This is a genomic window from Bradyrhizobium sp. SZCCT0153 (assembly GCF_018129995.1).
Classification (GTDB): Bacteria; Pseudomonadota; Alphaproteobacteria; order Rhizobiales; family Xanthobacteraceae; genus Bradyrhizobium; species Bradyrhizobium japonicum_G.
This window is the reverse complement of record NZ_JAFCKS010000002.1, coordinates 924,448-940,744: the sequence shown is the minus strand read 5'-3', so window position 1 is coordinate 940,744 and position 16,297 is coordinate 924,448. Positions and strand designations below refer to the sequence as shown.

Here is a 16,297-nt window from a genome sequence, read left to right as displayed (position 1 = left end):
CTTCTCCTAGATGGCTTGCTTGTTGCCGCCTTGCAGCGTGATGCCGGTCGTGCGGCCGGACGTGTCGGGCGGCTTCGCCCGCTTGCTCAGGAACTCCTCGCAGTAGAGTTCCATGTTCTGCCGCGCGCGCATGCTTTCGCGACGGAGCTGGGAATAGGCACCTTCCTCGTCGAGGCCGCCCCGCTGCATCAGCAGGATCACGGCCCGGATCACCGCGCGGCGGCCGCGGCGGCGCTCTTCGAGGTCCTGCAGGCGATCGTTCATTTCGGCGCGCAGCAGGAATTGGTTGATGCCCATAAACAGGGATGTGTAGACCGCGCCGCCATGCACCGGCTTGCGCAGGAACGAGGTCGCACCAATATTGACGAGCGCCTTCAGACGACTTGGCGCCTCGACGCCGACGAGGCCGATCACCGGCACCGGCGGCAGCCGCGAGGCCGGGTTGACCTCGATGGCGACAGCGCCTTCGAGATCGCCGTCGACGAACAGGATGTCGCGGTCGGCCTGGAGGCTCGCAACGTCGATCTGCGCACGGCCGTCGATGATTTCAGGATATTCAGTGGAAACACCGAGCTTGGCGAGCGTCGTTTCGAGCGTGCTTTCCCATCCGCCTCGCCGTGTCACGACGATGGCGCGGCCGCCCTTGAAGTTCTGCAGCAATCGGGAGCTCATGATTACACCACCTTCAACAGCGGAGTGCGCATCGCGCTGGCAAAGCGCGGCGACGACTGGACGAGATAGGGATCGGGCGCGATCGGCTCGCGGGATTCCAGCAGCACCTCGAATTGCCCGTTGGCGGCCGAACGGCCGATCCGCGGCGTGAGCCAGGCGTGAAAGGTCTGCCGGTCGATGCGGACCTCGCCTTGCGGCGCACGCAGCCGTTGATCCGCCACGGCGGCGCGCACCGTGCGCGCGTCGTCGGTGCCGGCCTGCAGCAATGCCGCCGCGAGCAGCTTGACGGCGATGTAGGACGACTCCGCATCGGCCGACGAGACCGGTCCGGCCGGAAAGGACTTCGTGTAGGCATCGATGAAGGCGGCATTCTCAGGTGAATTCAGCGACGAGAAATAGACGCTCGACGAGAGGTGTCCGTCGACTGCATCGGGTCCGATCTCCGGCAATTCCGGTTCCGACAGCGTGCAGCTCGCAACGGGAATTTCGGCGGCCTGATCGATACCGCGCACGCGGCAAGCGGCCCGGAATGCGCGGAAGAAGGCATAGGCGCTGGTGCCGATCAGATTGTTGAAGACGAAGTCCGGGCGCTGGTCGATGATCGCGGCAATGACCTGGTCGACCTCGGTATCGCCGACCGAAAGATAGCGCTCGGCGAGCACGGTGCCGCCGCGTGCAATCAGCGCCTCGCGGAAAATGCGGTTGTTCTCCCAGGCCCAGATGTAGTTGGAGCCGATGCAGAAGGCGCGCGAGCCGACCCGGGAGGCTAGATAATCGACCAGCGGCAACACGTGCTGGTTAGGGGCGGCACCGGTGTAGATGACGTTATCGGAGCTCTCGAAGCCCTCGTAGTGGGAGGGATACCACAACAGCCCGTCGAACTTCTCGAAGCACGGGATCACCTCCTTGCGGCTCGACGAGGTGTAGCAGCCGACCACCTGACGGATGCCGGAACCGAGCAGCTCGAGGCTGAGCGAACGATAGCGCGCGAGGTCGCCGGACGGATTGACCACGACCGGCTCCAGCTCGATGTCGCCACCACTCGCATTGACCTCCTGGAAGGCCAGCAACGCGCCATTGAGGATCGAGCGCGCGACGACGCTGTAGGAGCCCGTCGTCGAGAACATCACGCCAATTCGATACCGCTTCTGCGTCATCACTCGATCCAAAACAAAAAAAGCGCCCGCCGGCTGTGAAGCCGAGGGCGCCCTCGCCGCCAACCGAACACGCGATAAAAGCGTGGCGTTGGAAATGGTTGAACTCACCGCGTTGATGGGCCGTCTTGCCCTACGCTCGCAGCATACGGTCGTTGAGATCGGATATTATGTCAAGCGCGTTGTTGCAGCGGAGATTGCCGCAATTCGTGCCGGCCTGTAGCAAAACTGTGCAAGGTGGTTCATGTCCGCAGAAAGGGCCTACCAAGGCGGCCGGCATGGCTCTTCCCTGACCTGATGACGCATTGACGCACACGTCGTTGTTGCCAGTCACGCAGGTCCGCCGAGGCGTGGAAGCGAAGATCTGGACTCATGCTCATCCCGCGAAAGCTCGGCGCTCGCGCGGTGACTAGACTAGCTTCCATTCCTTGCAGGAATTGCAGGACGACCTTACACGAAGGGAACCCAATTACACGAAGGGAACCCAATGCCCTGTTGCGTGTCCTGAGCCTCCGGCAGCGACGCCGAGCGATTGCGGCACCGGCGTTAGCAGCAATCGCACTGTAATCGCAGCAATCGCTCTGGAGTCACGAGGCGGCAGGTCCGCTAGATCGTTGCGGTGTCATCCCCAGATCTCCCAAGGTCCCAACTTCCGACCGCCACGCTCGTGGCGATCGTCGATGCCCTGAAAGCGGTCGCCGGTGATCCGCCCAGGGGGCGCGCAAGCTTTGCCAAGGGCAGATGCGTGCGCGGCACCTATGTTCCGTCGGATCGGGCGGAGGAAATTACGAGATCCCGGAGCTTCACGAGACCATCGCGCGTGCTGGCGCGCTTCTCGGTCGGCCGCGGCGATCCCAATGTCGCGGATACCGACAACCTCGTGCTGCGCGGCTTGAGCCTCAGGCTCGGAGACATTCACCACCGCTCCGACATGCTTGCGCAAAGTGCTCCCGTGCATTTTGCGAAGACGCTCGACCAGATGCTGGCTTTCCTCGAGGCGCGCATTCCCGGACCAGACGGCAGTCCGGATATGGAGAGGGTCAAGGCATTCTCCGCCGCCAATCCCGAAACGCTGCATCAGGCCAGTTACATCGCCGCGCATCCGCTACCCCGGAGTTTTGCCGGCACGACCTACTGGGGCGTGCACTCATTTCCGGTGACGAATTCGTCGGGCGAAACGAGGTTCATCAAGTTCAAGGTCGCACCCGTCGGCGTAGAGGTTGCGCCGGCGAAGAGCGAAGTCACGGCGAAGTCTGCCAATTTCCTGCACGACGACCTGGAGCGCCGGGTCACCAGCGGCGACGTCCGCTTCAGCGTGATGGCGCTGCTCGATCGTCCCGGCGATCCCACCATGGACGTGACCATCCGATGGCCCGACGAGGACAATCGCGAAGAGGTTCGGCTGGGGACGATCGTGATCACTGGCCTCGAGCCAGACGAAACGTGCGACGGCTCCGTCTTCAATCCGGCAAATCTCGCCGAAGGCGTTGCCCATCCGCCCGATGAGATCTTCGCGGCGCGCAGCGCCGCCTATGCAATCTCGCTGGCGAAGCGTCGTTGACCAGAGGACGGGTCTGGCATCCTCTGAATCACTTCTCGCTTTCCTTGATGTCCAGTGATTCGCGACGCCATGTTGCCGGACTAACGCCGACCTGCGCCGAAAACACTTTCGTAAAGTGGCTTTGGTTGGCAAATCCGACGGCGATCGCAATTTCGGACAGCGGCAGGTCCCGCACGCTCATCAACTGCATGGCCGCCTTCACGCGCTGGCGCAGCAGCCATTGGTGCGGCGGCAGGCCGGTGGAGATACGAAACGCGCGCGAAAAATAACTGACCGAGAGACCGAACTCGGCTGCAACCTGCTGCAGCGAAACTGTCCCGCCGAGATCGGAGTCGAGCTTTTCGCAGGCTCGCTTCAACTGCCATGGGGCAAGACCGCCGCGAACCGATCCGGTCACGCTCTGCAGCCCGCCATAGGACTGGGCAATGTGCGCAGTGAATGCGAGCATCATGTGATCGATGAAGAGCTGGTTCGCCTCGGTCGGCCGATTGAGCCCTTCCAACAGCGCTGCTCCGATATGACGCATGATCTTGTCGTCATGGCCGAAGCCGAACTGACAGGCAAGATCGCCAACAGGCCGTGTACGGGATTCCTTGACGACGCCGTCGAGCACTGAACGCGGAAGATAAAACTGGAGGGAATGGAACGGCTTGTCGATAACGAACCCCGGATCACTCCTGAGGTCGTACAGATACGTCGTACCGGCCCTGACATCCGCCTTCATCACGCACTTGCCGTGATCCCAGAGCTCGCAGTCCGGGTAATTGTGAAGCTTCAGGCTGACGATATAGGCCTCATCGGCCACGGAGCCGGAACGGCCCGGCATGGGGTTATCATCCCGCGTCTCGGTGACCGCGAGTTCGATACCGCGCCGCGAACGCGTGATCAGCGAGGGCGGCGCATCCCTCAAGTGCAACTGCTGCCTGACCCTCTGTCCGAAGGTACCCGCCTGTGCCATATGGGTCGGCCTTGTCTGGAGTTGGAGCCGCCGGGGTCACCGAGCCCATGAAGTCGAGTTCATTATTGGAGATCGACAAGCAGCGGTCCAGCCTTGCTCACGGAATCGGCATCTGCGCCGATCGAGTTCGATCAGCTTTCGACCGAACGATTTTCTAAGCAATTCCAATGAGATTTGGCCCCTTCTGGCCTCGCCACAACCGGGCTGGGGGCCGGTTCCATCGTGCGTTTGTGAAATCCCGGCAGGGCTTTGTCCGGCGCATGCTCAGGCGGACTTGGCATCGAAACCCGCATCCACGAGGATTCTCGCAAGCTGCTTGCGCGCGTAAAAGATCCTGCTCTTCACGGTCGCCCGCGGAATGCCGATTATTCCGCTGACCTCGGCGACCGAATTTTCGCGATAGTAGAACAGGTCGATGATTTCCCGATGGACGGGGGAGAGCTTGTCGATGCATGCGCGCAGGATGCCCTCCGTATCCTTGCGGTCCAGGGCAACGTCCGGCGTATCCCGGACGTCGACGATTCCACACGCATCGACTTGATCGATATCATCATGCGTTCGCTCTCGCCACGAGCTGATGGCCTTGAACCGGGCGATCGAGAGCAGCCATGTAGAAACGCGCGCGCGACTTTCGAAGCGATTCGCGGAGCGCCACACATCGAGGAACACCTGACTCACGAGATCGTCGACGATCGCCGGATTGCGAACCCGGCGTCTAATGAATCGGGACACTCTTTCGCGGTGGCGAGCAAAAATGATGTGCATGGCCGCTTTGTCGCCCTCCGCAACGTTTTTGAGCAGCATTTCGTCGCAGGCATCTTCCTGCACAAAGCGGAGATCGATTGCCCGATTGCGTGACTCCCGTCCCGGAGCCGGTTCCGACTCCCCGGTTCGGCAAACGGCAAAAACAAGCTCGTCATGTATCACCGCGCTGGAGGGTCCTTGCAGCGATTTGGGCCCGTTGCCGGCCTTGCACGGGCTCACGCCCAGGCGGGTCGGCGCGTGGCCGGATGAGGAGGTTCTCGACCGAGGTCGACGTAACCTTGCAGTTTCCCCTGGTTGCCGCCCCTCGGTGATGGACATCGCTCCCTCCGCTTGTTTTTGACGCGATAGCGGTGAGGATGCGTCGCGTGAAGCCGTTCGGGCTATCCTACGAGGGGCTCATCTTTCTAGTCCCCTGGTCTAGGATGTTCGGCCGGTCGGCAGACAAAGTGGGCTTGAGCCGCGAGCCCCGGTCCCGGTCAGGCGTCGCCTTCCGAGGCGCCGTGCAGCGCGTTCATCACATCCAGGTGCGCAGAGGCGCCTTGGAGCAGAATCTGACAAAACACGCCTGTTTCGGGAAAGACGGTGGTACGACGCAACCTTAAGACCCGTAAAATCCCGTGTAGCCGTTCCTTGAGCCGAGGCTTCAAGACCCTCTGTGAAAGGCACGGCGACAAACCGGGGGCGGGAAGCGATCAAGGGACCACGCCATGCTCGAGACTATCGCCGGCTCTCGTACCTTACATCCCCTACCTCGCTATCCCATGACCGTTGATGAAAAATCCACAAACCGTCCGCTTGTCGTGATCGTGGATGATGACGAAGAGGTCCGCTTCGCGCTTCGCGAACTGCTCCTGTCGGTTGGACTCGATGCGTGCTGCTTTGGATCAACGCAGGAGCTGCTGCATGCCGATCTTCCGGAGCGGCCTGGCTGTCTCATCCTCGACGTTCGCATGCCCGGAGCGAGTGGTCTCGATCTCCAGCAGCATCTCGTCGCGAACGGCCACACGCGGCCGATCGTTTTCCTGACAGGTCATGGCGATATCGCAATGACGGTGCAGGCGATGAAGGCGGGAGCCATCGACTTCCTGACCAAGCCTGTCAGGGATCAGGCGCTGCTCGATGCGGTCGCCGCGGCGATCGAGAAAGACATCGCGCAACGGGCGGCGGCCCATCACGTCAGGCAACACGTCGACCGCTACGCGACACTGACCCCTCGCGAACGCGAGGTGCTGCGCGAAGTGGTCAGGGGTCGCCTCAACAAGCAGATTGCATTCGATCTGGGCATCACCGAGATCACGGTCAAGCTGCATCGCGGCAACGCGATGCGGAAACTGCAGGCCGGATCGGTCGGCCAATTGATCCGGATCTGGGAATCGCTGCCTGCGGCACTTCAAGGGACGCAATCGGCCTACACCAAAGGATAGGTACAACCCGGCCGGCAATGGGCGGATGGTCGTCGGGCCATGCCAGCGAAAACGATCCGTTCGCCCAGACTGCCTGCCGTCGCGGTCGTAGATGACGACGAAGCTGTGCGCGAGGCGCTTTCCGATCTCCTCGTCGTGCTGGGATTCGCGTGCCAGACATTCGATCGGGCGGAAGCTTTCATGGCCGCGTACGCGCCACATCACTTCGACTGCCTGATTACCGATGTGAGCATGCCAGGCCGGAGCGGCCTCGAACTCCAGGAACGATTGCGGGAATTGGGCTCGTCAATGCCGGTCATCATCATCACCGCGGATGCAAGTCCGGCCACACGGGCACGCGCGCTCAGCGGCGGCGCTCTCGCCTGTTTGACGAAGCCGGTCAACGATGACGTCCTCTTGCACCATCTGCAGTCCACGCTGGACCGCGCAGGCCGTTCGCAAGGCGATGATCGCCAGGATACGCCGTCAGATGAGTAATCTGTTCCAACGTGCCGCAGGAAGTGACCACACTTTCCCCCATGCCATGGAGTTGGCCGATCTTGCCTCCGAAAGCGTCATCGTCAGTGACGTACACGGCGTCATCAAATACTGGAATGCTGCCTCCGAAGCTCTCTACGGCTGGCCTGCCATGGCGATGGTGGGGCAGCGCGTCCAGACGATCGGCTCCCTCGCCCACAGCGGTACCGATCATTTCAGCGCACTCCTGCGCGAAGGCCGGTGGGAGGGAGTGGCCCTCCGGCGCGGCCTGACCGGAGCGGACATCGTGGCTGCGGTGAGGCAAATCGTCCGCCGGGACACAGCGGGCGGTCTTCTCGATATTGTCGAGTTCGGCCGGAACGCAGGCTCGCTCTCTCAAGCGGCGTACCTGCGCATGGATGCCGAGCTGCAATCTTCTCTCGCCGCGTCCTGGGAGCTCGATACGTCGGCCGCGCACCATTTGCTCGATGCGATCGCCGAACATCGGCGCGGCGGCATCCCCGTCGATCTCGACCAGCACCCGGATTGGGTCGACGAGATGCTCAGCGCAACCCGCATCCTGGCCGTCAACAATCGGGCGGTCCGCATGTTCGGCGCGCATGCCGGCTACGAGCAGATGATAGGCAAATCCATCGGCGACTTCTGGCCGGCCGAGAGCCGCGCGTTGCTGGCCACTCTGATCGAGAGTGTCACGAGCGATCGCACGCGTCTCGAGATACGCAAGATGATCTTGAGCGGAAGCTTGCGCAATCCCGTCGTAAAGGCCTGGCATTCGGCGGAGCCAAAGCCGCCCGACACCGTCTTCGTGACGATCAACGGCGTGACGAATGATGACCGAACGACCTGGGAATTGCAGGCCAGCGAAGAGAGATACCGTCAGCTCGTTCAATATCTGCCGACCGCGCTCTGGCAGGTGGATTCCCGCCGCGCGGGCGAGGCCTTCGACCAATTGAAGTCAAACGGCGTCCGCGATATCGCCGGCCATCTCGAGCGCAATCCGGACCTCGTCGAACATGCCAAGGACGTCGTTCGCGTCACCGACGTCAATCGCGACGCCGTATCGCTGTTCCACGCCCGCAACCCCGCCGATCTCATCAAACCGGTCCGGTACATTTTCGCCGCTGCCCCCGGGCTCGCCGAACGGGTCATGGTCGCGCATTTCGAAGGCCGCCGGAACCTGATCGAGGAAACCAGGATTCGCGCTTTCGACGGCTCGATCATCGACGTCCTGTTCACGGTGACCTATCCGGTGCCGCCCGAGCAGCTCGACAACACCTTCATCACCATGCAGGACATCAGCGAGCGATTAAACGCCGAAAAGCAGCTGCGGAAACTGCAAGCCGACTTCTCGCATGCCGGGCGGATCGCAACGCTCGGCGAGCTCGCGACGTCGATTGCGCACGAGATCAACCAGCCGCTTGCGGCCATCGTGACCAATGGCGAGACCAGCCTGAGATGGCTCGCGCGCGCCGATCAAAACACGGAGAAGGTCACACAGCTCACCTCCCGAATCGTCTCGAATGCGCGGCGTGCCAGCGACATCATACATCGCATCCGCGGCATGGCGGCGAAGCACGAACCGGAGATGCGCCTCATCGACTTGAACGAGGTGGCCGAAGAAGCGCTGTTGTTCATCCGCCACGACACCGATTCAAAGTCGATCGTCCTGTCGGCGGCCTTTGGCGCCGACCTCCCCAAGGTCCTTGGCGACCGGATTCAGTTGCAGCAGGTCATCATCAACCTGCTGGTCAACAGCGTCCAGGCGATCGTGCAGTCGGGCCAGCCGAAGCGCCGGATCGAGATTAAGACGTCGTTCGATGACGACGACTCGGTCGTGCTCTCCGTTGCCGACAATGGGCCGGGCATTCCCGCCGCGGGCTTGGCGCATGTCTTCGACAGTTTCTTCAGCACCAAGGACGCGGGGCTCGGCATCGGCCTTGCCATCTGTCAGTCGATCATCACCGCGCATGGCGGCCGCATCGCGGGCGCCAACCGTCCGAATGGCGGCGCGCATTTCCACTTCACTGTCCCGGTACCGAGGGTGCCCAGCCCAGAACCGGGGTAGGACATGTCGGCACGAGGCGCGTCCCGCGCTTCGGTGAGTTGCGGCTTCACTGCGAATGATCACGCCAAGCCCCGGCCGCCCTATCCCAAGGTACAGGTGACTCTAACCGCCGAACCAGCGAGACCACACCCGCCGCACGATACCACCGAGCGCTGTTTCCCATCATCGTTACGAACATGGTCGAGGTAACCGCTCTGTCCACCGACCAACGAATCGGCCGGCGGGAATTGAACGCAAGACTTCCCCAACACGAGCACAATTCATGAGCACGCCGATGGTCGATACCCTGGACGCTCTGCCGGTCGAACCCAGGACGCGAGAGAGGGACTTTCAGGCTACCGACCGCCGCTCCGCCGATGTGGAGATGACGCGCGTCCTCCACACCGCACCACTTCACATGGCGTTGGACGCCTCCGGCGCCGGGATCGCCCACTGGCAACATGAACCATTGCACGACGTCGTCGAGCCGATGAGCCACCACGTCATCATGGCCTACAACGGCGCGGTGCAGCGCATGGAGCGGCGGTCGGGAAGCTCGGTCGTCAAAGGAACGTTTCGTCCCGGGGTCGTGATCATCATCCCGGAAGGCTCAAGCTCCCGGTGGGACATTCCGAAACCTGTCGACGTCGTCCAGCTTTATCTTCCTCACGCCACATTGAGGCGCGTTGCCGACCAAGCCGAGACCCACAACCCGACCGACCTTCTGGAGCGAACTGCGCATCCCGATCCCATTACATCCCGCTTGCTCCTGAGCGCGGCCGGTGTGGTGGAGGGCAATCGGGCGCTGGATGTGCTGTTCAGGCATCAGCTGACCGACCTCCTGGCCACACGCCTCCTGGCCGCACATACCGGCTCGCCGACGGCGTTCCAGTCGACCGTGGGTGGACTTTCACCGAAGGTCCTGCTCCGCGCCATCGAACGCTTGCGCTCGGACAGCGATGCGGATGTCTCCCTCGATGCCCTGGCTTCGGACGCAGGCCTGTCGCGCTTCCACTTCTGCCGCGCTTTCAAGGAGAGCACTGGGCTTTCACCTCTTGCCTGGTTGCGGCAACACCGGCTCGAGCAGGCGATGAATATGCTGCGCAACACCGACGCATCGGTCGTGGCGGTGGCGGTGGAGCTTGGCTATGCCTCCCAGACGGCCTTCGCTGCGGCATTCAAGCGATCGACCGGGGAAACGCCGAGCGATTGGCGGCGGCGCGTGCGTTAGCAACTGTCCCCCTGCAGTCAACGAAGTGCCTTCGAACGCGAGAACAGCCCGATGAACCAGCCGATCCTGCACGATCCTTTGGAGGCTCTGCTCGTCGACCCCGGCGCGCGACATCGCGACACCGCGGTCACCGAGCGGCGCCGTGCCGACGTGGAAATGGCGCGCGTCCTCAAGACCGCACCGCTCCAGATGGCTTCGGACCCTTCCAGCGGCGTCATCGCGCATTGGAAGCATGGGGCTCTCCATGACGCGGTCGAACCCATGACCGACCACGTCATCATGACTTACCCCACAGGCGTTCAGCGCCTGGAGCGTCGCTCCGGGAGATCGGTTGCGATTGGAACGGCCCGCTCCGGGGTCGTGACCATCATTCCGGCCGGTTCAAGCGCAAGATGGGACATTCCCGGGTTCGTCGACGTCATCCAGCTCTACCTTCCGCACACGGCGCTCGAACGCGTCGTTCGCGAAGCCAACGCGCCCACCCTCGGCGATCTTCTGGAACGAACGGGTCATCCCGACCCTGTCGTATCCGGGTTGTTGACGAGTGCAGCGGATGTGCTGGAAGGCAATACGGCCCTGGATCTACTGTTCAGGCAGCAGCTGACGGAGGTCCTGGCCACACGTATCCTGGCCGATCACACTGGCGTGCCCACGACGTTCGAGCCGATCATGGGCGGCCTGTCCTCCCATGTTCTGCGACGCTCGATCGAACGTCTGCGCTCGGACAACAATACCGACGTGTCGCTCGCGGCGCTCGCTTCGGATGCCGGCCTGTCGCGCTTCCACTTCTGTCGTGCCTTCAAGGAAAGCACCGGGCTTTCACCTCATGCGTGGCTGCGCCAGCAGCGGCTGGAGCAGGCGATGAACATGCTGCGCGAGACCGATAAGCCGATCGTGTCGGTGGCCGCGAAGCTCGGCTATGCCTCACAAACTGCGTTCACCGCCGCATTCAAGAAGCTGACCGGCGAAACCCCCAGCGATTGGCGACGGCGCATACGGTAACAGCAATCGCGATGCAGGTGCCGCAATCGCACTGGCGCAGACGCAGCGTCGATCCGGTAAACGATCAGGGTCCCCCACGCTCCCCATAGACGGAGACGAAGATGACCTCGAAGACTTTCGTCAGCCTCTCTGCAATCGCGCCGCGACGCAGACTAGTCGCAGGCACAATCGTCTACGGACTGTCATTGGCGGTACGCTTCGCCTCTGCAACGGGCGAGGACGTGGAAACTCCAACCCAGTTCATGCACAGGACGATTCCGGCGATGTCCGTCATGCTCAGCGACGACACACGGCTTCCCTACGCCGACTGGAGCGGCCCGATCGCCGTCGGAGCGGCTTTCCTCCGCCGCTGGCCGCCGCGGGCATCGTCGATGCCGAGCTGTTTCTCCCCTTAAAACCAGCGCGTTCGTTTCACGTCTTCGCGTCGTCGTCGAGTTCGAGAGGCCGCACCCAGGCAGCGGCGGCGGCAACGCGCGTATCCCCGAAGAGCAACCACAGGAGAAAGTCACATGCGAATAGTCATCATTGGCGCCGGTTTTGCCGGCATGTACGCTGCACTTTCGGCTGCCCGTCTGCGCGATATCCAGGGCGTCTCGCCCGAAGAGCTGGAGATCGCGCTGGTGGCTCCCGAGCCGACATTGGTGGTTCGTCCGCGGCTTTACGAAGCGAAGCCCGAAACGCTGACGGCGCCGCTGCAGGATGTCCTCAAGGCGATTGACGTCGTCTACGTACAAGGCAGCACCGAAACGGTCGACACTACGGCTCGCACGGTGGAGATCGCCCGTATCAAAGGTGCGAAGAAGCACCTCTCCTACGATCGGCTGGTGGTGGCGACCGGCAGCCGGCTGTTTCGTCCGAATATCCCCGGCCTTGCCGAGCACGGTTTCAGCGTCGACCAGCTCGACGATGCAATTGCGCTCGACCGGCATCTTCACGGTCTGGCCGGTCGGCCGGCAAGGAACGGACGCGACACCGTCGTCGTTGCCGGCGGCGGCTTCACGGGAATCGAGACCGCCACGGAAATGCCCGCCCGGCTTCGTGCGATCTTCGGCAAGGATGCCAGGCCGCGCATCGTCATCGTCGATCGGAACAGTGCGATTGCACCCGACATGGGTGCGGGTCCCCGCCCCGTCATCGAGGATGCGCTGCGCACGCTCGGTGTCGAGACCCGGCTCGGTGCGAGCGTCGCATCGCTCGACGACTCCGGGGTGACGTTGACCTCCGGCGAACACATCGAAAGTGAAACCGTGATCTGGGCGGCGGGCATGCGCGCCGCTCCTCTGACTGCGCAAATTCCCGCCGAGCGCGACAATTTTGGGCGGCTGCTGGTGGACCGCGACTTGCGCGTGCTGAACGTCGCCGGCGTCTTTGCCACCGGCGACGCCGCAAGAGCCGCCAGCGACAACATCGGCAATTACGCGCTGATGTCGTGCCAGCACGCCACGCGGATGGGCGCCTTTGCCGGCAACAATGCCGCGGCCGAGCTGCTGGGAGTCCCCACGAAGCCGTATCACCAGGAGGCATATGCGACCTGTCTCGACCTGGGCGAGGCTGGCGCGATCTTCACGCGTGGCTGGGATCGGACGCTCGAGCTCGTCGGGACCGAGGCCAAGAAGACCAAGCAACAGATCAACACCGTGTGGATCTATCCGCCACCGGCCGAGCGTGCAGCCGCGCTGGCCGCAGCCGATCCCGAGCGTGTCGGCGAGGTGTAGACCGACCAAACCAGGGCCGCGCTTCTCGCAAAAGAGTGCAGTCTGCTCAAAATCGACCAACGTGGAGATCACCGCAATGAAACCCGAGGCCGTCCGCACGACAGCGTTTGCGATGCCGATGACCAACCCGGCTTTTCCGCCGGGCCCCTATCGCTTCGTCAACCGCGAGTACTTCATCATCCAGTACCGGACCGACCCCGAGGCGCTGCGCCGGATCGTGCCCGAGCCGCTCGCGCTCACGGAGCCGGTCGTGAACTACGAGTTCATCCGCATGCCGGACTCGACCGGATTCGGCGATTACACCGAAAGCGGTCAAGTCATCCCTGTGTCCTATCAGGGCCAGGCGGGCAGCTTCACCCACCAGATGTTTCTCAACGACCATCCGCCAATCGCAGGCGGGCGTGAGCTGTGGGGATTTCCCAAGAAGCTGGCACAGCCGAAGCTTGCAGTCGAGATCGATACGCTGGTCGGCACCCTGAACTATGGCTCGGTACGCATCGCAACCGGCACCATGGGCTACAAGCACCGCGCCCTCGATTGCGCAGCCGAGGCGAGCAAGCTCGCCGCGCCCAATTTCCTGCTCAAGATCATCCCGCATGTCGACGGCTCGGCCCGCATCTGCGAGCTGGTCCGCTACCACCTCGAAGACATCACCGTGAGGGGCGCATGGACCGGCCCCGCTGCGCTCGACCTTTATTCGCACGCGCTCGCCCCCGTCGCCGAACTGCCGGTCCTCGAGGTGCTGTCGGCCAAGCACCTCGTGGCCGACCTGACGCTCGGGCTCGGCACCGTGGTCCACGACTATCTTTCGCCGGGCGCGACTGCGCAGCGACGCGGATCCAGATCCGAAATCCTTATCGAGGCAAACGCCGGCTGATCGGATCAGCCGCAATACCGGGAGGTTCGAAATGCTTAAGGTCACGCGCGAGCAAACCAGTCCTGCGCCGCAGCAATCGAGGCCGCTGCCATATGACGCGGTCGCTCTGGTCCTGCAGGGCGGCGGAGCACTCGGCGCCTATCAGGCTGGCGTCTACGAGGGCCTGCACGAAGCCGGCATCCGGCCGAACTGGCTGGCCGGAATCTCGATCGGGGCCCTCAACGCCGCCATCATTGCCGGCTCGCCCGAAGGCGAGCGCGTGCAAAGGCTGCGCGAATTCTGGGAAACCATCTGCGCCTTCTCGATCGAGTGGCCCGCCGGCGAAGGGTTAGCCAATGCCTTGCCATTTGCGTTCGACATCAACTCGTTGCGCAACGCGATGGCGGCCGCGAGAGCCTTGGTCCAGGGCCAGCCCGGCTTCTTCAAGCCGCGCTTCCCCTCACCGCTGTGGTCGCCGTTCTCGGGCGATGCCGCGACGAGCTTCTACGACACCGCACCGCTGCTCAAAACGCTGGAGCGGCTCGTCGACTTCGACCGGCTGAACTCGGGCGACGTGCGCGTCAGCGTCGGCGCGGTCAACGTCCGCACCGGCAATTTGACCTATTTCGACACCGCCGAACGCCGGCTGGGACCGAAACATTTCATGGCGTCCGGCGCGCTGCCGCCGGGATTCCCCGCCGTCGAAATCGAAGGCGAACATTACTGGGATGGCGGCGTGGTGTCGAACACGCCACTCTCCCGTGTCCTGTCCGGCGAGCCGCGCGACACCTTGACGTTCCAGATCGATCTCTGGTCGGCCAGAGGCCGCGTTCCCTACGACCTGATGGAAGTGTCGAGCCGGCAGAAGGACATCCAGTATTCGAGCCGCACACGCTCTGTCACCGACCAGGTGTTGCGGATGCAGAAGATGCGTCAGGCATTGCAACGGACCATGCAGGAACTGCCGGAAAGCGCGAAAGCGAAGCCGGAAATCCGCGCCATTGCCGATATGGCCTGCCACCGCGCCTACAACATCGTCCACCTGATCTACCAGTCCAAGACCTACGAGGGTCATTCCAGGGACTACGAGTTTGGGCTGAGTGCGATGCGCAGGCACTGGCAGAACGGGCTCGACGACATCCGCCGTACTCTCGCCGACCCGGGCCGCCTGGACCCGCCGTCACCAGAGCTCGGCATCGTCACCCACGATATTCATCGCCGCGATTGAGCTCTAGCGCCGTCTGCAGCCTCAGGAGAATGCCATGTCGACCATTTCTTTTGTCCCCGAACGAAAGGCCCAAGCCAGGCTTCGCCCGTCCCGGCAGGCGATCAGGCGGGCAGCGCTGATATTTGTCGCGGCGCTCGGCGTCGCCGGGGCGGCCGAGTTCACCCGCTACTACCTCACGATCGGCCGCTACCTGGAAACGACCGACGACGCCTATGTCAAAGCCGATTCCACCATCATCGCGCCGAAGGTTTCCGGCTACATCGCCGAAGTCCTTGTTTCCGACAACGAGCCGGTCAAGACCGGTCAGATCCTGGCCCGGATCGACGACCGCGATTTCAGGGCGGCGCTCGATCAGGCCCATGCCGATGTCGCCGCGGCCAATGCCGCGGTGCGTAACCTCAACGCGCAGATCGAATTGCAGGAGTCCGTGATCCAGCAGCAAGCCGCACTGGTGGACGCCAGCGAAGCGGCGCTGAAGTTCGTACGCGAGGAACAGGCCCGTTACGACGGCTTGATGAAGACCGGTTCCGGCACCATCCAGCGCGCACAGCAGACCGACGCGGCGCTGCGCGAGAAGTCCGCCCAGTTGCTCGCAGAGAAGTCGGCGTTGATCGCCGCCAGCAAGAAGATCGAGGTGCTCGCGACCGACCGTGCCAAGGCGGTTGCCCAGCTCGACCGCGCCCATGCGGTGGAGCAGCAGGCGGCGCTGAACCTGTCCTACACGCAAATCACGGCGCCCGTCGAAGGCACGGTCGGCGCGCGCTCGTTGCGGGTCGGCCAGTTCGTGCAAGCCGGCACCCAGCTGATGGCGGTCGTGCCGCTCGATGCGGTCTATGTGGTCGCCAATTTCAAGGAGACGCAGCTCACCCATGTGCGCGACGGACAGCCGGTCGAGCTTCGGATCGACAGCTTCCATTCGACCAGACTGACAGGCCATGTCGAGAGCCTGTCGCCGGCGAGCGGCCTGGAATTCGCGCTGCTGCCGCCCGACAACGCAACGGGCAACTTCACCAAGATCGTGCAGCGCGTGCCGGTGAAGATCGTGCTCGACGGCCAGAGACTGAAGGGCCTGTTGCGCCCCGGCATGTCGGCGCTGCCGACCATCAACACCAAGAGCGCCGTTCTCGCCGACCGCGAAGCCGAAAAGCGCGTTGCATCGCGCCGCACCCAGCCCCGTAGCTGAACCACATCGCTCCTCCCGCGCACGCGA

General features: G+C 63.2%; 16 protein-coding genes. 12 read left to right on the top strand and 4 right to left on the bottom strand.

The window, feature by feature from the left end:
* Positions 1-6: 6 nt before the first annotated feature.
* Both JQ572_RS12020 and JQ572_RS12015 read right to left on the bottom strand, forming a co-directional pair.
* A complete protein-coding gene (locus JQ572_RS12020; protein WP_211383217.1) occupies positions 7-672 on the bottom strand; it encodes an ANTAR domain-containing response regulator in 666 nt (221 codons plus the stop codon).
* Between the two features lie 2 nt (positions 673-674).
* Positions 675-1,829 carry a transporter substrate-binding domain-containing protein gene (locus JQ572_RS12015; protein WP_211383216.1) on the bottom strand — a complete coding sequence of 385 codons (1,155 nt, stop codon included), beginning with the start codon at positions 1,827-1,829 and terminating at the stop codon, positions 675-677.
* A gap of 94 nt (positions 1,830-1,923) precedes the next feature.
* Here JQ572_RS12015 and JQ572_RS35345 point away from each other — a divergent pair, with 94 nt between their 5' ends.
* Positions 1,924-2,049, top strand: a complete 126-nt coding sequence (locus JQ572_RS35345) for a hypothetical protein (protein WP_283814075.1) — start codon at positions 1,924-1,926, stop codon at positions 2,047-2,049.
* Between the two features lie 396 nt (positions 2,050-2,445).
* Positions 2,446-3,387, top strand: coding sequence for a catalase family peroxidase (locus JQ572_RS12010; RefSeq protein WP_211383215.1), 942 nt, complete (start codon positions 2,446-2,448; stop codon positions 3,385-3,387).
* 28 nt (positions 3,388-3,415) lie between these two features.
* On the opposite strand, the gene JQ572_RS12005 is transcribed toward JQ572_RS12010, so the two are convergent.
* Positions 3,416-4,345 carry a helix-turn-helix domain-containing protein gene (locus tag JQ572_RS12005; RefSeq protein WP_211383214.1) on the bottom strand — a complete coding sequence of 310 codons (930 nt, stop codon included), beginning with the start codon at positions 4,343-4,345 and terminating at the stop codon, positions 3,416-3,418.
* 264 nt (positions 4,346-4,609) lie between these two features.
* Positions 4,610-5,428 (bottom strand): sigma-70 family RNA polymerase sigma factor, encoded by an 819-nt coding sequence (locus JQ572_RS12000; RefSeq protein ID WP_211383213.1) that lies wholly within the window; start codon positions 5,426-5,428, stop codon positions 4,610-4,612.
* Between the two features lie 443 nt (positions 5,429-5,871).
* On the opposite strand from JQ572_RS12000, the gene JQ572_RS11995 reads away from it, so the two are divergent.
* From JQ572_RS11995 to JQ572_RS11950, 10 genes are all read left to right on the top strand, one after another.
* On the top strand, positions 5,872-6,534 hold the full coding sequence (locus JQ572_RS11995) for a response regulator transcription factor (protein ID WP_211383212.1): 663 nt from the start codon (positions 5,872-5,874) through the stop codon (positions 6,532-6,534).
* Positions 6,535-6,573: 39 nt separating this feature from the next.
* On the top strand, positions 6,574-7,011 hold the full coding sequence (locus JQ572_RS11990; RefSeq protein ID WP_211383211.1) for a response regulator transcription factor: 438 nt from the start codon (positions 6,574-6,576) through the stop codon (positions 7,009-7,011).
* Positions 7,004-9,076, top strand: a complete 2,073-nt coding sequence (locus tag JQ572_RS11985) for a PAS domain-containing sensor histidine kinase (protein ID WP_211383210.1) — start codon at positions 7,004-7,006, stop codon at positions 9,074-9,076. The genes JQ572_RS11990 and JQ572_RS11985 overlap by 8 nt, the downstream gene beginning before the upstream one ends.
* Before the next feature lie 262 nt (positions 9,077-9,338).
* The gene (locus JQ572_RS11980) at positions 9,339-10,286 is read left to right on the top strand and encodes a helix-turn-helix transcriptional regulator (protein ID WP_211383209.1); all 948 of its coding nucleotides are present in this window, start codon (positions 9,339-9,341) and stop codon (positions 10,284-10,286) included.
* A 51-nt stretch (positions 10,287-10,337) separates the two neighbouring features.
* On the top strand, positions 10,338-11,288 hold the full coding sequence (locus JQ572_RS11975; RefSeq protein ID WP_211383208.1) for a helix-turn-helix transcriptional regulator: 951 nt from the start codon (positions 10,338-10,340) through the stop codon (positions 11,286-11,288).
* 101 nt (positions 11,289-11,389) lie between these two features.
* A complete protein-coding gene (locus JQ572_RS11970; RefSeq protein ID WP_211383207.1) occupies positions 11,390-11,683 on the top strand; it encodes a hypothetical protein in 294 nt (97 codons plus the stop codon).
* Between the two features lie 114 nt (positions 11,684-11,797).
* Positions 11,798-13,003, top strand: a complete 1,206-nt coding sequence (locus JQ572_RS11965; protein WP_211383206.1) for an NAD(P)/FAD-dependent oxidoreductase — start codon at positions 11,798-11,800, stop codon at positions 13,001-13,003.
* 76 nt (positions 13,004-13,079) lie between these two features.
* Positions 13,080-13,880: an acetoacetate decarboxylase gene (locus JQ572_RS11960; RefSeq protein WP_211383205.1), complete on the top strand. Its 801-nt coding sequence runs from the start codon at positions 13,080-13,082 to the stop codon at positions 13,878-13,880.
* Between the two features lie 31 nt (positions 13,881-13,911).
* On the top strand, positions 13,912-15,087 hold the full coding sequence (locus JQ572_RS11955; RefSeq protein WP_211383204.1) for a DUF3734 domain-containing protein: 1,176 nt from the start codon (positions 13,912-13,914) through the stop codon (positions 15,085-15,087).
* A 34-nt stretch (positions 15,088-15,121) separates the two neighbouring features.
* Positions 15,122-16,270 carry an HlyD family secretion protein gene (locus JQ572_RS11950; RefSeq protein WP_211383203.1) on the top strand — a complete coding sequence of 383 codons (1,149 nt, stop codon included), beginning with the start codon at positions 15,122-15,124 and terminating at the stop codon, positions 16,268-16,270.
* Positions 16,271-16,297 lie beyond the last annotated feature (27 nt).

What these genes read in the sequence shown, in the direction of transcription:
- JQ572_RS12020 (WP_211383217.1), bottom strand. Translation starts at nt 672, where the DNA reads ATGAGCTCCCGATTGCTGCAGAACTTCAAGGGCGGCCGCGCCATCGTC.
- JQ572_RS12015 (WP_211383216.1), bottom strand. Translation starts at nt 1,829, where the DNA reads ATGACGCAGAAGCGGTATCGAATTGGCGTGATGTTCTCGACGACGGGC.
- JQ572_RS35345 (WP_283814075.1), top strand. Translation starts at nt 1,924, where the DNA reads ATGGTTGAACTCACCGCGTTGATGGGCCGTCTTGCCCTACGCTCGCAG.
- JQ572_RS12005 (WP_211383214.1), bottom strand. Translation starts at nt 4,345, where the DNA reads ATGGCACAGGCGGGTACCTTCGGACAGAGGGTCAGGCAGCAGTTGCAC.
- JQ572_RS12000 (WP_211383213.1), bottom strand. Translation starts at nt 5,428, where the DNA reads ATGTCCATCACCGAGGGGCGGCAACCAGGGGAAACTGCAAGGTTACGT.
- JQ572_RS11995 (WP_211383212.1), top strand. Translation starts at nt 5,872, where the DNA reads ATGACCGTTGATGAAAAATCCACAAACCGTCCGCTTGTCGTGATCGTG.
- JQ572_RS11990 (WP_211383211.1), top strand. Translation starts at nt 6,574, where the DNA reads ATGCCAGCGAAAACGATCCGTTCGCCCAGACTGCCTGCCGTCGCGGTC.
- JQ572_RS11985 (WP_211383210.1), top strand. Translation starts at nt 7,004, where the DNA reads ATGAGTAATCTGTTCCAACGTGCCGCAGGAAGTGACCACACTTTCCCC.
- JQ572_RS11980 (WP_211383209.1), top strand. Translation starts at nt 9,339, where the DNA reads ATGAGCACGCCGATGGTCGATACCCTGGACGCTCTGCCGGTCGAACCC.
- JQ572_RS11975 (WP_211383208.1), top strand. Translation starts at nt 10,338, where the DNA reads ATGAACCAGCCGATCCTGCACGATCCTTTGGAGGCTCTGCTCGTCGAC.
- JQ572_RS11970 (WP_211383207.1), top strand. Translation starts at nt 11,390, where the DNA reads ATGACCTCGAAGACTTTCGTCAGCCTCTCTGCAATCGCGCCGCGACGC.
- JQ572_RS11965 (WP_211383206.1), top strand. Translation starts at nt 11,798, where the DNA reads ATGCGAATAGTCATCATTGGCGCCGGTTTTGCCGGCATGTACGCTGCA.
- JQ572_RS11960 (WP_211383205.1), top strand. Translation starts at nt 13,080, where the DNA reads ATGAAACCCGAGGCCGTCCGCACGACAGCGTTTGCGATGCCGATGACC.
- JQ572_RS11955 (WP_211383204.1), top strand. Translation starts at nt 13,912, where the DNA reads ATGCTTAAGGTCACGCGCGAGCAAACCAGTCCTGCGCCGCAGCAATCG.
- JQ572_RS11950 (WP_211383203.1), top strand. Translation starts at nt 15,122, where the DNA reads ATGTCGACCATTTCTTTTGTCCCCGAACGAAAGGCCCAAGCCAGGCTT.